Here is a 14,896-nt window from a genome sequence, read left to right as displayed (position 1 = left end):
TTCGCGCGCGAGCCACCGGCGTGCGCGTGGTGGGTCTGGGTTGCGGGTCCGCGCCGACTGCCCGGAAGCCCCGCTGTCGCCGGCCAAAGTCCAAACGGCCTGGCGACAACTGTCCTAGGCTACTTGACCAGCGGCTAAAGGGTCAAACCGCCCGGGTCAGTCCGCATGGATCGGCGGGCCCGCCGGCCTGCCCGCCGCGCGCCGCCGCCGCGGACGGCCGAACCCCGGTCCGGCGCTGACGGGCCCCTCGTCGGAGTCATCGGAGTCGTCCTCGACGTCCAGGTCGTCATCGTCCATTTCCAGCTCGTCGTCCTCGTCGCCGAGGTCTTCCTCGTCGTCGAGGTCCTCGTCGTCGTCCTCGTCGTCCTCGTCGAGGTCGTCGTCAGACTCGTCGTCGGCGTCTTCGTCAGTGTCGTCGTCGGTGTCGTCGTCGGATTCCTCGAAGTCCCCCTGATCGGCGTCCTCGAGGTCGGCCACGTCCCGGTGCTGCCGCTCGTCGGGCTGGTCGACCGCTTCCTCGGCGGACTCGTCGGATTCCTCCTCATCGGGGCCGTTCTGGGTGGACCCGCCGGCGGCCATCGCCTTGAACATCGGGTGCTCGCCGGGAGCGTGCGCGGGCACCTTGGCCACCACCGGCTCTTCGGCGCGGTTCTTCTTGGAGCGCCTGCCCCGGCGGCCACCGGACTCGGACTTGCGCCCGTTCGAGGGGGCCGAGTCCACCGGGTCGGTGTGCAGCAGGATCCCTCGGCCGCCGCAGTGGGTGCACGACGTGGAGAAGGCTTCGATCAACCCGGTTCCCAACCGCTTGCGGGTCAGCTGGACCAAGCCCAGCGACGTCACCTCGGAAACCTGATGGCGGGTGCGGTCGCGGGCGAGCGCCTCGGTCAGCCGTCGCAACACCAGGTCGCGGTTGGACTCGAGGACCATGTCGATGAAGTCGATGACCACGATGCCGCCGATGTCGCGCAAGCGCAGTTGGCGCACGATCTCCTCGGCCGCCTCCAGATTGTTCTTGGTCACGGTCTGCTCGAGGTTTCCGCCGGAGCCGGTGAACTTGCCGGTGTTGACGTCGACCACCGTCATGGCCTCGGTCCGGTCGATCACCAGCGTGCCGCCCGACGGCAGCCACACCTTGCGCTCCATCGCCTTGGCGAGTTGTTCGTCGATGCGATGCACGGCGAACACGTCCGGGCCGGCCTGTCCCTCGGGACCGCTGGGCGGCTCGTACTTACTCAGCTTCGAAACCAGGTCGGGCGCAACGGAATTCACATAGTCGGTGATGGTGGTCCACGCCTCGTCACCGGACACGATCAGGCCGGCGAAGTCCTCGTTGAACAGGTCGCGGATGACCTTGACCAGCACGTCCGGCTCTTCGTAGAGCGCGACGGCGGCGCCGGCGGCCTTCTCGGTGATCTCGGCGGCCTTGGCCTCGATCTGCTTCCAGCGTTCCTGCAGTCGGGTGACGTCGTTGCGGATGTCGTCCTCTTTGACGCCCTCGGACGCGGTGCGGATGATCACCCCGGCATCGGAGGGCACGACCTCGCGCAGGATCTCCTTGAGCCGTTGGCGTTCGGTGTCGGGCAGCTTGCGGCTGATCCCGGTCGAGGACGCGCCGGGCACGTAGACGAGATACCGGCCGGCCAGCGACACCTGGGTGGTCAGCCGGGCGCCCTTGTGGCCGACCGGGTCCTTGCTGACCTGGACCACGACGTAGTCACCCGGTTTGAGGGCCTGCTCGATCTTGCGGTCCGACCCGCCCAGTCCCGCGGCTTCCCAGTTGACCTCGCCGGCGTAGAGCACGCCGTTGCGGCCGCGGCCGATGTCGACGAACGCCGCCTCCATCGACGGCAGGACGTTCTGCACGATCCCGAGGTAAATGTTGCCCACCAACGAGGCGGACGCGGCCGACGTCACGAAGTGCTCGACGACGATGCCGTCTTCGAGGACCGCGATCTGGGTGTACCGGGCCCCCTGATGCGGCGGCTCGGTGCGGACCCGGTCGCGCACGACCATGATCCGCTCGACGGCCTCGCGGCGGGCCAGGAACTCGGCCTCGGTGAGGACCGGTGGGCGGCGCCGGCCGGCGTCGCGGCCGTCCCGGCGGCGTTGCCGCTTGGCTTCCAGTCGGGTGGAGCCGTCGATGCCCTTGATCTCGGCGTTCGACGAGCCGTTGCCGCCGTCGTTCTTGCCGTTGCGCGGCGCTCGCTCGTGCACCACCGTGTTCGGCGGGTCGTCCGGCGATGAGTTTTCGTCACCATCGTCACTCGAGCCCGATTTGCGGCGCCGGCGCCTGCGGCGGCGTCGGCTGGCGCCCTCCGCCGAACCGTCGTCACCGGTGTCCGAGTCGTCCGAGTCGTCCGAGTCGTCGCCATCCTCGTCGTCGGTGTCGGAGGAGTCGCCCCGGCCCGCCTTTTGGCCCCGCTGCTGCGGCTCGTCGTCGTCGCCGGCGTCGTTCTGGCCGTCGGGCCCGCCCTGCTCGCCGCGGCCGCGGCCACGACCGCGACGGCCACGCCGCCGCCGCCGGTTGGCCGGGCGATCGGCCTGTTCGTCGTCTTCGTCGTCGGTGTCGGAATCGTCGGAGTCGGGGTCGGAGTCGACGTTCCCGTCCGCTTCGTCCGCCTGCATCGGCTGCGGCGCGACGAACAGCGGCATGTAATGCGGCCGTTCGGCGGCGTTCTCCGGGGCGGCCAGCATCAACCGGGATTCGGGTTCCTCGGCCTGTTCGCCGGTTGCGGTCGCGTCGGCGGCATCCGCGCCGGGATCGGGTTGGGCCGCCAGCAGGTCGCGGACGCGGACCGCGTCCGCGCGGTCCACGGTGGAATGCGCGCTGCGAATCCGGCCGTCGAGCGCGCTCAGCGCGTCCAGCACCCGTTTACTGGTGGTTCCCAGCGTTCGTGCCAGCGAATGAACTCTCAGACGGTCCGGCAGTTCGTCGTGCCGTGTCGGCTCTTCGGATGACTCTGTGGATGGTGCACCGTCTACCACGTATTCTCCTCAAGCCCCCGGGCGCGTCCTTGCGACGCGGCCACGCGAGGGCTTCGCTATGGGCCCGGGTGGACTTCTCCCGGACTTGTGATGGTCTCGCCCCGAGCGGTTCGCGGGGAACGCACTCGGCGCCGTGCTGAATGACGGCCTGACATGCCGCGCACCAACGCGGGATGGCGATGGTCGCGCTTGTCTAAGTCTTCATTCGGGTGTCCGACACCGGTCCGGCGACGTTCACCCTCCGTCAGTATCCCACATCACTCGGCGAGCCCAACCGCCCCTGAGCAAACGCGCCCCCGTCGAGGCCGCCCGGCGTCGTTAGCTGGGCCGCTAGGCGTCGGGAAACCAGAGCGCGATTTCCCGCTTCGCGGACTCCGTGGAATCGGACCCGTGCACCAGGTTGAACTGCGTCTCCAGCCCGAAATCGCCGCGGATCGTCCCCGGGGTGGCCTTCTCCACCGGGTCGGTACCACCCGCGAGCTGCCGAAACGCGGCGATCGCCCGCGTTCCCTCGACGATCGCGGCCACCACGGGTCCCGAGGTGATGAACTCCAGCAGGGATCCGAAGAAGGGCTTGCCCTCGTGCTCGGCGTAATGCTCGGCGGCCAGGTCCTCGCCGACGCGCCGAAGCTCCAGCGCGGCGATGGTCAGGCCCTTGCGCTCGATGCGGTTGAGGATTTCCCCTATCAGCTGCCGCTCGACGCCGTCCGGCTTGATCAGTACGAGGGTCCGTTCGGTCACGGCGCACAGCGTACAGAACCGGGCGGCGATGGGTCGGGCGACGACCGCGGCGGGCGCTACCGCTGACGGCGCAGCACCTCGGCGCGGAAGTACGCGATCACGGCCCACAAGCCGGTGAACAGCACCCCGATGAATCCCACGCCCGGGTACACCGCGAAGCCGGCGAGCAGGACCACCTGAACACCCAGGTTCGCCCAGATCGCCCAGGGTTTGCGCTGCACCCCGCCGAGCAGGATCAGCAGCGCGGCCACACCGATCAGATAGCCCAGCGAAACCGGTGTCAGCCCGCCGCCCACCGCGCCCACCACCGGAATCGCCAGCAACACGACGACCGCCTCGAGGAAGAGCGTCGCGGCCATCACCGCGCCGAAGCTCTTCCAGGGGTCAGCCCCGTTTCGGTCGGTCATTCCGGATCACGGCCGAACAGGGTCCGCGCCGCCCCGGCGGTGACGACCGAGCCGGTGATGACGATCCCGGTGCCGGAGAACGCCTCCGCGTCCGCGTCCAGCGTCGCGTCGTCGACCAGCGCGGTCGCGGCCTCGATGGCGTCGCGTAGGTTCTCGGCCGAGATGACCCGTTCCGGCCCGAAGCGCTCGGTGGCCGCCAGCGCCAGCGACTCGACGTCGAGCGCTCGCGGCGAACCGTTGTGGGTCACGACGACCGAGTCCAGCACCGGTTCGAGCGCGGCAAGGATGCCGTTGACATCCTTGTCGGCCAGCACGCTGAGCACGCCGACCAGGTAGCGGAAGTCGAACTCGTCGCTCAGCGTGTGCGCCAGCGCGGCCGCGCCGGCGGGATTGTGCGCGGCGTCGATGAACACGGTGGGCGCGCTGCGCATCCGCTCGAGCCGGCCGGGGCTGGTGACGGCGGCGAATCCGGCCCGCACCGCCTCGACGTCGAGCTGGCGCTGAGCGCCGGCGCCGAAGAAGGCCTCCACCGCCGCGAGCGCCACCGCCGCGTTGTGCGCCTGGTGTTCACCGTGCAGCGGTAGGTAAATGTCGGAGTACACCCCACCGAGGCCCTGCAGCTCGAGAACCTGTCCACCGATCGCGACCTGGCGGCCCAGGACCGCGAACTCCGAATCCTCGCGGGCCACCGCGGCGTCGGCGCGCACCGTCTGGGCCAGCAGCACCTCCATCGCCTCGGGCGCCTGGCGCGCGATGACGGCGACGGTATCCGGTGCGCCATCCGGGGCTTTGGTGATGATCCCTGCCTTCTCGCCGGCGATGCCGGCGAGGTCGTTTCCCAGGTATTCGACGTGGTCGATGCCCACCGGGGTGATGACGGCCACCGGCGCGTTGACGACGTTGGTGGCGTCCCACCGTCCGCCCATGCCGACCTCGACGACCGCGACGTCAACGGGCGCGTCGGCGAACGCGGCGAACGCCATCGCGGTCAACACCTCGAACTTGCTCATCGCAGGCCCCCCGGCGGCTTGCGACTGCGCGTCGATCATCTGCACGAAGGGCTCGATCTCCCGGTACGTCGCGACGTACTGCGCCGGGGTGATGGGGCGTCCGTCGATCGCGATGCGCTCCACCGCCGATTGCAGGTGCGGGCTGGTGGTCCGCCCGGTGCGCCGGTGCAGCGCGGTCACCAGCGCGTCGACCATGCGCGCGACCGAGGTCTTGCCGTTGGTGCCGGCGATATGGATCGAGGGATAGGCCAGCTGCGGTGAGCCCAGCAGGTCCAGCACCGCGCTGATCCTGGTCAGGCTCGGCTCGATCTTCGTCTCCGGCCAGCGTTGGTCCAGCAGGTGTTCAACCTGCAACAGCGAGGCGATCTCGTCGGGAGTCGGGGCCAGGCTGGTGGGTTCCCCGGGCTCGGACCAGTCGGAGGACTCGCTCACCGCAGCCCGGCCAGCCGCGCGGTGATCCGGTCGGTTTCGTCCTGGGCCACGCGCTGGCGGTCGCGGATCTTGCCGACGACGTTCGGCGGGGCCTTGGCCAGGAAGTCCTCGTTGGCCAATTTGGCGGTGGTGGAAGCCAATTCCTTCTGCGCCGCGGCGAGGTCTTTCTCCAGGCGGCGACGTTCCGCCGCCACGTCGATGGTGCCCGAGGTGTCGAGTTCGACGACGACCGTGCTGTCCATGTTGGGGCCGAGCCGCACCTCCAGCGACACCGACGGCTCGAAATCGTCGCCCGGCGCGGTGAGCCACGCCAGCGACTTCACCGCGGCCACCTGGGCGCTCAGGTCCGCGTCGTCCACCCCGCCCAGCCGGGCCGGCACTTTCTGCCGGTCTGCCAGGCCCTGGTCGCTGCGGAACCGGCGGACCTCGGTGACCAACCGCTGCATGTCGATGATCCGTTGTACCGCAACGGGATCCAGTTCGATGCCCGACGGCTGGGGCCAGTCGGCCACCACCAGCGACTCCTGGTTGGTCAGCGCTTGCCACAACGCCTCGGTGAGAAACGGGATGACGGGGTGCAGCAAGCGCAACAGGGTGTCCAGGACGGCGGCAAGCACGGCGGTGGTGTGCGTGTTCCCCTCGGCCAGCTGCGTCTTGGCCAATTCGACGTACCAGTCGCAGAATTCGTCCCACGCGAAGTGGTAGAGCGCTTCGCAGGCGCGGCTGAACTCGTAACTGTCGAGCGCCGAATCGACTTCGGCGCGAACCTCTTCCAGCCGTCCCAGGATCCAGCGGTCCGCATCGGTCAGCTCGTCACGCGCCGGCAGCGGCGCGGGCCGAGCACCGTTCAGCAAGGCGTAACGGGTGGCGTTGAACAGCTTGGTGCAGAAGTTGCGCGACGCGCGCACGGCGTCCTCGCCGACGGCCAGATCACCGCCGGGGCTGGCGCCGCGGGCCAGCGTGAACCTCAGCGCATCCGCCCCGAACATGTCCACCCAGTCCAGCGGGTCGATGACATTGCCCTTGGATTTGCTCATCTTGCGGCCGGATTCGTCGCGGATCAGCCCATGCAGGAAAACGTCGGTGAACGGCACCTGCGGGCCTCGTCGGCCGTCGAGGGTGATGGCGTCGTCGCCTCCCACGAATGTGCCGAACATCATCATCCGCGCCACCCAGAAGAACAAGATGTCGTATCCGGTGACCAAAACGCTTGTCGGGTAGAACTTTTCCAGCTCCGGAGTCTTCTCCGGCCAGCCCAGCGTGGAAAACGGCCACAGCGCCGACGAGAACCAGGTGTCCAGCACGTCGGGGTCCTGCTCCCAGCCCTCCGGCGGCGTCTCGTCGGGGCCGACGCACACCTGCTCCCCGTTGGGCCCGTACCAGATCGGGATGCGGTGGCCCCACCACAGCTGCCGCGAGATGCACCAGTCGTGCATGTCGTCGACCCAGGCGAACCAGCGCGGCTCCAGGCTGGCGGGGTGAATCACGGTGTCGCCGTTGCGGACCGCGTCGCCGGCGGCCTTGGCCAGCGATTCCACCCGCACCCACCATTGCAGCGACAGCCGCGGCTCGATCGGCTCGCCGCTGCGCTCGGAATGCCCGACGCTGTGCAGGTAGGGGCGCTTCTCCTCGATCACCCGGCCCTGTGCGGCCAGCGCCTCGCGCACCGCGACCCGGGCCTCGAAGCGGTCCATGCCGTCGAATTGTGTTCCGGTGTCGGATATCCGGCCCTTGGCGTCCATGATGGAGATCATCGGCAGCCGGTGCCGCAGGCCGATCTCGAAGTCGTTCGGGTCGTGGGCGGGCGTGACTTTCACTGCACCGGTGCCGAATTCGGGATCGACGTGCTCGTCGGCGACGATGAGCAGCTGCCGATCCACGAAGGGGTGCGGCAGGGTGGTGCCGACCAGGTGGCGGTAGCGCGCGTCGTCGGGGTGGACCGCGACGGCGGTGTCGCCGAGCATCGTCTCCACCCGGGTGGTGGCGACCACGATGTGGGGTTGCGAGTCGTCGAGCGAGCCGTAGCGGAACGACACCAGTTCGCCTTCGACCTCTTCGTGGATCACCTCGATGTCGGACAGCGCCGTCTGCAGCTCCGGCGACCAGTTGACCAGCCGCTCGGCCCGATAGATCAGCCCGGCGTCGTAGAGCCGCTTGAAGATGGTGCGCACCGCCCGCGACAGGCCCTCGTCCATGGTGAACCGGTCGCGGCTCCAGGCCACCCCGTCGCCGAGCCGGCGCATCTGGCCGCCGATGGCGCCGCCGGACTCGCGCTTCCAGTCCCACACCTTGTCGACGAACAGCTCCCGGCCGAAGTCCTCCTTGGTCTTGCCGTCGACCGCGAGCTGCTTTTCGACCACCGTCTGGGTCGCGATACCCGCGTGGTCCATGCCGGGCTGCCACAGCACCTCGTACCCCTGCATGCGCTTACGGCGCGTCAAGGCGTCCATCATGGTGTGTTCCAGAGCGTGGCCCATGTGCAGGCTGCCGGTGACGTTCGGCGGCGGCAGCACGATGGAGTACCCGGGTTTGGCGCTGGTCGGGTCGGCCTCGAAGTAGCCCGCGTCAAGCCACTTCTGGTAGATCGCGCCTTCGGCCGCAGCGGGATCCCACGACTTCGGCAGGTCGGTGGCGGGGCTGCGGCTGACGGTCACCCGTCAATTCTAGGGAGCGCCGTTCACCACGATGTAAGTGCCCAAATCGCCGGTGAGTCAGCTCACTATGCCAGTCGGTCCACGCGCAGCGTCACACCCGCGGCGGGGAACCTGCCCAGCAGCGCGTCGCCCATGGCGGCCGCGGGGGTGAGTACCCCGCGCAGGTCCGTGAGCTTGTCGCGGTCGAACGCGAGGGCAAGGCCGCACTCCCCCAACAAGACGGAGGTCGCCTTATAACCGGGGTCTCCGCGTTGTTCCATGCGAGCCACGCAACGGGCGCCGCTGGTCGTGGTGGTGTAGGTCTCGACGCGGTAATGGCCGCGCTCGCGGACCGCCGCGCTGGGTCCGGTGCCGGGCTTCGGGATGACGCGCTCCACCAACCGACGCGGCAACAGTTTGAAGTAGCGGCTGCCCAGCTCCATGCTCGCGTTGCCCACGCCGCTCAAGACGGCGGATCCCACCGGCGCCAGCGGCGATGACCCCAGGCTCATGCTTTCGGTGTAGCGGAACCGCCGGCCGTAAGCCCAGTCCAGTAAGGCATTGCTACGCCGGACGATTCGCGTGTTGGCCGGCGCCATCATGAATCCGCCGGTCCACAGGCCGGCCAGTTCGGGAGCGATCTCGCGACCACGGCGCCAGGGCAGATCCGGCTGGCGGCCCAGCTCCGGTTCGGCGGCACGGTCGCTGCTCAGCGTGTAGGGGTCGGCCAGCTGGCGCCGGACGTCGGGATCCCCGGAGGCGGCGTCGAGAACTTCGAGCAACGAGGCGAGGGTGCCGCCGGACAGTCCGCCGGACAGGGAGCGCACGACGAAATCCGTCTGGGCAAGCTCGCCCGCGCCGTCGTCGCGGGCGGCGAGGTACAGCGCGTACACCGTGAGGTCCGAGGGAACGGAATCGAATCCGCACGCGTGCACGATGCGGGCGCCGGTGTCGGCGGCCTGCTTGTGGTACTGGTCGATGCTGTCGCGGATGAAGGGCGGTTCGCCGGTCAGGTCGGCGTAGTCGGTGCCCGCCGCGGCGCAGGCGGCCACCAGCGGCAGCCCGTAGCGGGTGTAAGGGCCGACCGTGGTGATGACGACCTGAGTGCGGGCCGCCATCTCGTTGAGCGTCGACGGCGATGAGGCGTCGGCGGCGATCAGCGGCCACGACCGCGCGTTCTCGCCGAGCGCGTCGCGCACAGCGCGCAGCCGCTCGGTCGACCTGCCGGCCAGCGCCACCCGCGTATCCGGACCCGTACGTGTCAGGTATTCGGCGGTCAACTTCCCGACGAAGCCGGTCGCCCCGTACAACACGACGTCGAACTCGCGCGGCGTTGCGGTCACGGGCCCGACGCTACCGGACCCGCAGATAAGTGATGCCGGGCCCAAGGCCCGGCATCACTTATGAATGCGGTGGTCAGCCGCGGCGGCCGCAGACCGGCCAGGCGCCGATGCCCTGCGAGTGCAGCACATTCTCGGCCACCCGAATCTGCTCCTCACGGCTCGCGCCGGCGGGAGAGCCCGACCCGCCGTTGGAGCGCCAGGTGCTCGGGGTGAACTGCAGGCCACCGGAGAAGCCGTTACCGGTGCTGATTCCCCAGTTGCCACCCGACTCGCACTGCGCGATGGCGTCCCAGTTCACGCTGTACGCCCGGACCGGCGGAGGCGGCGGGGCTTCCGGGCCCGGAGGCGGCGGCAGGTTGGGGTCGAAGCCCGCGGGTGCCGGCGGCGGGGCGTCCGGGGCCGGGGGCGGCGGGGGCGCGTCCGGAGCCGGCGGGGCATCCGGGGCCGGGGGCGGCGGAGCATCCGGCGCCGGGGGCGGGGGCGCGTCCGGGGCCGGGGGCGGCGGGGGCGCGTCCGGGGCCCCGGCGGGCGCCATGTTGGGGTCGAAGCCCGTCGGCTCCGCGGTGGCGGTGGCCGAAGGGATGGTCACGAGGGTGCCCGTGACCGCGGCGAGAACGAGCGTCTTACGGACGTTCTTCAATATCTTTCCTTTCGCGGTGCGCGCGCGCCAAAGCAAGCCCACGGGGTGGGCTGACGGTTTTTGGTTGGTGCGGAAACCTGCTTCGGGGCGTGCCGGCTTGTCCTGGCACGACAGCGGTGGGCTCAAGTCGCCCGGCGGACTGCTGCCGCCGGCCACGGACGCGCCTTGGCCGTCCGCGGCCCCGCTCACACGCGGGTCCGTGATTCTGTTTTTAGTTACTCTTCCGTAACCCGTTTCGGGCTAACAGGGACCGTACGAGACCCAGCCGCATTCGTCATCTTCGGAAAGCGGATATCTCGTTTCGGTAACGGGGTGATCACAGCGCAATCCCCCCGCCATATTGGCAGGTCAGCCAAACGATCCCGGCGGGTACCCCGCAATCGCAATCGCTTTCAAATCGTGAGCCGAATCACGCCCATTTTGTGAACTGGCCCACGTGTTTGCGCCGCCAGGCTTTGAGACATTGCGGCCTTGATGAACTGGCGCCAGTGTCGCGAAGCAGCGCACCCTACAACAAGTTACGGACGTATGTCGCACGCCACGCCGATTCGTCGGATGAATTACGTTGTGCTGCTGGCTAACTGGCGCGGATCCAATAGCGCGCAGCGCGGCCGGTGCAGCAGTCGACGCGCGATCTGAGAATTACTCAGTTCTGTTCCAGCGCAACACTTCACGGCGAATGCCCGGAAAATCGCGGCGCATCAATGGCCACGCCACCGTCATGACCGGGCGGCGCCGCTGCGCCGTACGGTTTCACCCGACCGATTTGCCCACGGCCTATGACATGACGGGGCGGCGTGAATGCGCTGACGCAACCGCCGCCCCCAGAAGTGGCGGCAGCCCAAACGAAACCTGCGGCGCCCCAACAGATCACAAGCGCCTACGGAAATAGCTTCCACCCTCGGACCACCATTGTTTAAGCGGAAAGCAGAACTAGTTCTTTTGTCGAATTCACTGGCGAATTCTCGCGCAATTGAGCCGCTCGCGGCTGGCGCGCGGAGCGGGTCAGCTGCGGGACTGCGCGAGGGCGCGTAGCTCGGCGTCGGTGTTGACGTTGGTCAGCGACCGCGAATCCGACGTCACAATGCGCTGGGCGTCCGACGCGTCCACCAGGGCCCGCATCTTGCGCTCGCCGGCGGCCACCAACGCGTCGGCGCGGTCGGCCAGGTCGGTCCGGTACACCGCGGCAAGGTAGTGGTCCTGGCCGTCCCACGGCAGCACCACCTCCGCGCCGGTTTCCAGCGCCCGGCGGGCGAGATCGTCGATGAGTTCGACTGCCAGGAAAGGCATGTCGACGGCGCAGACGAAGGCGAGCCGGGCCCCGGCGTCGGCAGCCGCCCGCAGCGCCCGCCCCGTGGCCGGCAGCGGCCCGAGCCCACGCAGTTCGTCGCGCATCACCCGAGCCTGCAGTTCGGGCAGGGGCTGACCTTGGGCGGCCATGACGAGCACCGGGTCGCAGCGCTGTCGGAGGACGCCGACGACATGCTCGACCATTGTGGTCGCGCCGGATCCGGCGGATGGGGGGATCGGGAGGTTGGCCTTGTCGCGGCCCATGCGCTGCGAGGCGCCGCCGGCCAGGACGACCCCGGCCAGAGAAATCGTTTCGCTCACGTCAGTCGACGGTCCAGGTGTCGCGGCCACGCAGCAATGATTGCAGAGCGGCGTCGTCGAACGGCTTCGAGGCCCGCGCGGCCTGCACCTGGGAGCGCGCCGCGTCGTCATAGGTGGGCCGGCTGACGTCCCGGAAGATGCCGAGCACGGTGTGGTCGAGATTCTGATCGGACAGCCGGGACAGCGCGAACGCGTAGGCCGAGTCGTCGGTGTGCGCGTCGTGCACCATGATCTCGTCGACGGAGACGTCGGCGGTCTTGGCGAACTCGAGACCGAATCCGGACTTCACGACGCAGTATTCGCCGTCGGCGCCGAAGGTGATCGGCTCACCGTGGCGGATGTTGATCACCCGCTCCTCGGCGCCCTCCTTGCGCAGCACGTCGAAGGATCCGTCGTTGAAAATCGGGCAGTCCTGCAGTATTTCGACCAAGGCGGCACCGCGGTGCTCGGCCGCGGCGCGCAACACCTCGGTGAGGCCGTTGCGGTCGGAGTCCAGGGCGCGGCCGACGAACGTCGCCTCGGCGCCCAACGCCAGCGACACGGGGTTGAACGGGTGGTCCAGCGACCCCATGGGGGTCGACTTGGTGACCTTGCCGACCTCCGACGTGGGCGAGTACTGGCCCTTGGTCAGCCCGTAAATCCGGTTGTTGAACAGCAGGATCGTGATGTTGACGTTGCGGCGCAGCGCGTGGATCAGGTGGTTGCCGCCGATCGACAGCGCGTCGCCATCACCGGTGACCACCCACACCGACAGGTCCTCACGGGCCAGCGCCAGACCGGTGGCAATCGCCGGTGCGCGGCCGTGGATCGAGTGGAAGCCGTAGGTCTCCAGGTAGTAGGGGAAGCGGCTCGAGCAGCCGATGCCGCTGACGAACACGATGTTCTCGCGGCGCAGCCCCAGCTCGGGCAGGAAGTTGCGAATGGTGTTGAGGATGACGTAGTCACCGCACCCGGGGCACCAGCGGACCTCTTGATCACTGGTGAAGTCCTTGCCTTTCTGCGGCTGATCCGTCGTGGGCACGCCGTCGTTCTTCTTCAACCTCGGCGTCAGCCCGAGATCGCTGCCCGCCAGATTTCCCATCAGGTCGGTCATTCGCTAGCTCCCGCTCCAACCGTTGCTGCCGCCATTCTGGCGACCATGGTCTTGTCTTGCTCGATTTCGGCCAGCGTCCCGCCGATCGCCGCGCGGATGACGCGACCGATCTCGTCCGCCAAAAACGCGACACCTTGGACCTTGCTGACCGATTGCACGTCGACCAGGTACTTGCCGCGAAGCAGCAGCGCCAGCTGGCCGAGGTTCATCTCCGGGCACACCACCTTCGGGTAGCGACGCAGCACCTCGCCCAGGTTCGCCGGGAACGGATTCAGGTAGCGCAGGTGCGCGTGCGCCACCTTGACGCCCTTGCGTCGCGCGCGCCGGCACGCCTCACCGATCGGGCCGTACGAACTGCCCCAGCCGATCAGCAGCAACTCCGCGTCCCCGGTCGGGTCGTCGACCTCGAGATCGGGAACCGAGATGCCGTCAATCTTGGCCTGCCGCAACCGGACCATCAGGTCGTGGTTGACCGGCTCGTAGGAGATGGCACCCGAACCGTTCGCCGCTTCCAGGCCGCCGATGCGGTGCTCGAGGCCGGGAGTGCCCGGAACGGCGAATTGGCGAGCGAGCGTCTCGGGGTCACGGTTGTACGGCTGGAAAGGCTCGTCCGGCTTGGCGAAGATGTGCTTGATCGGCTGCAGCGTGCCGACGTCCGGAATCCGCCACGGCTCCGAACCGTTGGCGATCGCGCCGTCGGACAACAGGATCACCGGCGTGTGGTACGAGACCGCGATGCGCACGGCCTCGATCGCGGTTTCGAAGCAGTCGGACGGCGAGCGCGGCGCCAACACGGCAACCGGTGACTCCCCGTTGCGGCCGTACAGCGCCTGCAGCAGGTCGGCCTGCTCGGTCTTGGTGGGTAGGCCCGTCGAGGGGCCGCCGCGCTGAACGTCAATGACCAGCAACGGCAATTCGGTCATCACCGCAAGGCCCAGCGCTTCGGACTTCAGCGAGATCCCGGGACCCGACGTGCTCGTGACGCCGAGCGCACCGCCGTAGGAGGCGCCGATCGCGGCGCAGATGCCGCCGATCTCGTCCTCGGCCTGGAAAGTGATCACGTTGAAGTTCTTGTGCTTGGACAGCTCGTGCAGGATGTCCGACGCCGGCGTGATCGGGTAGCTGCCGAGCACCACCTGGATGCCGGCCAACTGACCCGCCGCGACGATGCCGTAGGCCATCGCGGTGTTGCCGGAGATCTGCCGGTATTCGCCGGAAGGCAGCGTCGCCCGGGAAACCTCGTAGGTGGTGCCGAACGCCTCGGTCGTCTCGCCGTAGTTCCAGCCCGCCTTGAGGGCCAACACATTTGCTTCCGCTACGTCGGGCTTGCGGGCGAACTTCTCCCGGATGAACTTCTCACTGGTCTCGATGGGCCGGCCGTACATCCAGGACAGCAGGCCGAGCGCGAACATGTTCTTGGCGCGCTGGCCGTCCTTCTTCGACGCGCCGATCGCCTCCACCGCGCCGAGCGTCAGGGTGGTCATGGCGACGGAATGCACGACATAGTCGGACAACTCGTCGGACTCGAGGGGGTTCGTGACGTAACCCACCTTGGTCAGATTGCGCTTGGTGAACTCGTCGGAGTTCGCGATCACCATGCCGCCGCGGGGCAGGTCGCCGACGTTGGCCTTGAGGGCGGCCGGGTTCATCGCGACGAGGACGTCCGGGCGGTCACCGGCGGTCAGGATGTCGTAGTCGGCGATCTGGATCTGGAAGGACGAGACCCCGGGCAGGGTGCCTGCAGGGGCGCGGATTTCGGCGGGATAGTTCGGCTGGGTCGCCAGGTCGTTACCGAAAAGCGCTGCCTCGGAGGTGAACCGGTCACCGGTCAGCTGCATGCCGTCGCCGGAGTCCCCGGCGAAGCGGATGACGACTTGTTCCAGGCGCTGACGGTCGGATCCGTTTCGGCGAGCTGACCCTCCCCGGGACGACCCGTTGTGAGAATCAGACCCGGCTCCGCTGCCGTTCGGATCCACGTATCCGCCTTCCATTCGTTATCCG

At 68.6% G+C, this 14,896-nt stretch carries 10 protein-coding genes; all 10 read right to left on the bottom strand.

What is annotated here, in order from left to right:
* Positions 1–156: 156 nt before the first annotated feature.
* The 10 genes from ACEL92_RS08840 to ACEL92_RS08795 all read right to left on the bottom strand — a co-directional run bounded on the left by ACEL92_RS08840 (position 157) and on the right by ACEL92_RS08795 (position 14,871).
* Positions 157–2,985, bottom strand: a complete 2,829-nt coding sequence (locus ACEL92_RS08840; RefSeq protein ID WP_374025217.1) for an Rne/Rng family ribonuclease — start codon at positions 2,983–2,985, stop codon at positions 157–159.
* A 330-nt stretch (positions 2,986–3,315) separates the two neighbouring features.
* Positions 3,316–3,726: a nucleoside-diphosphate kinase gene (gene ndk, locus ACEL92_RS08835; RefSeq protein WP_374025216.1), complete on the bottom strand. Its 411-nt coding sequence runs from the start codon at positions 3,724–3,726 to the stop codon at positions 3,316–3,318.
* 56 nt (positions 3,727–3,782) lie between these two features.
* A complete protein-coding gene (locus ACEL92_RS08830; protein ID WP_374025215.1) occupies positions 3,783–4,133 on the bottom strand; it encodes a DUF4233 domain-containing protein in 351 nt (116 codons plus the stop codon).
* The gene (locus ACEL92_RS08825; RefSeq protein ID WP_374025214.1) at positions 4,130–5,575 is read right to left on the bottom strand and encodes a folylpolyglutamate synthase/dihydrofolate synthase family protein; all 1,446 of its coding nucleotides are present in this window, start codon (positions 5,573–5,575) and stop codon (positions 4,130–4,132) included. The genes ACEL92_RS08830 and ACEL92_RS08825 overlap by 4 nt, the downstream gene beginning before the upstream one ends.
* Positions 5,572–8,229, bottom strand: coding sequence for a valine--tRNA ligase (locus ACEL92_RS08820; protein WP_374025213.1), 2,658 nt, complete (start codon positions 8,227–8,229; stop codon positions 5,572–5,574). Before ACEL92_RS08820 ends, ACEL92_RS08825 begins: the two co-directional genes overlap by 4 nt.
* 65 nt (positions 8,230–8,294) lie before the next feature.
* The gene (locus tag ACEL92_RS08815) at positions 8,295–9,551 is read right to left on the bottom strand and encodes a trans-acting enoyl reductase family protein (RefSeq protein WP_374025212.1); all 1,257 of its coding nucleotides are present in this window, start codon (positions 9,549–9,551) and stop codon (positions 8,295–8,297) included.
* Positions 9,552–9,624: 73 nt separating this feature from the next.
* The gene (locus ACEL92_RS08810) at positions 9,625–10,191 is read right to left on the bottom strand and encodes a transglycosylase family protein (protein WP_374025211.1); all 567 of its coding nucleotides are present in this window, start codon (positions 10,189–10,191) and stop codon (positions 9,625–9,627) included.
* Positions 10,192–11,196: 1,005 nt separating this feature from the next.
* The gene (gene mobA / locus ACEL92_RS08805) at positions 11,197–11,802 is read right to left on the bottom strand and encodes a molybdenum cofactor guanylyltransferase (protein WP_374025210.1); all 606 of its coding nucleotides are present in this window, start codon (positions 11,800–11,802) and stop codon (positions 11,197–11,199) included.
* A gap of 1 nt (position 11,803) precedes the next feature.
* The gene (locus tag ACEL92_RS08800; protein WP_374025209.1) at positions 11,804–12,895 is read right to left on the bottom strand and encodes a 2-oxoacid:ferredoxin oxidoreductase subunit beta; all 1,092 of its coding nucleotides are present in this window, start codon (positions 12,893–12,895) and stop codon (positions 11,804–11,806) included.
* Positions 12,892–14,871: a 2-oxoacid:acceptor oxidoreductase subunit alpha gene (locus ACEL92_RS08795; protein WP_374025208.1), complete on the bottom strand. Its 1,980-nt coding sequence runs from the start codon at positions 14,869–14,871 to the stop codon at positions 12,892–12,894. Before ACEL92_RS08795 ends, ACEL92_RS08800 begins: the two co-directional genes overlap by 4 nt.
* Positions 14,872–14,896: the final 25 nt, after the last annotated feature.

The sequence above is a fragment of the Mycobacterium hainanense genome (assembly GCF_041890355.1).
GTDB classification, from domain to species: Bacteria; Actinomycetota; Actinomycetes; order Mycobacteriales; family Mycobacteriaceae; genus Mycobacterium; species Mycobacterium hainanense.
Note: the sequence above shows the minus strand (reverse complement) of the source record. Positions and strands in the feature narration are given on the sequence as shown.

Coding starts and splice junctions, on each gene's coding strand:
- ACEL92_RS08830 (WP_374025215.1), bottom strand. CDS start 4,133: ATGACCGACCGAAACGGGGCTGACCCCTGGAAGAGCTTCGGCGCGGTG.
- ACEL92_RS08800 (WP_374025209.1), bottom strand. CDS start 12,895: ATGACCGACCTGATGGGAAATCTGGCGGGCAGCGATCTCGGGCTGACG.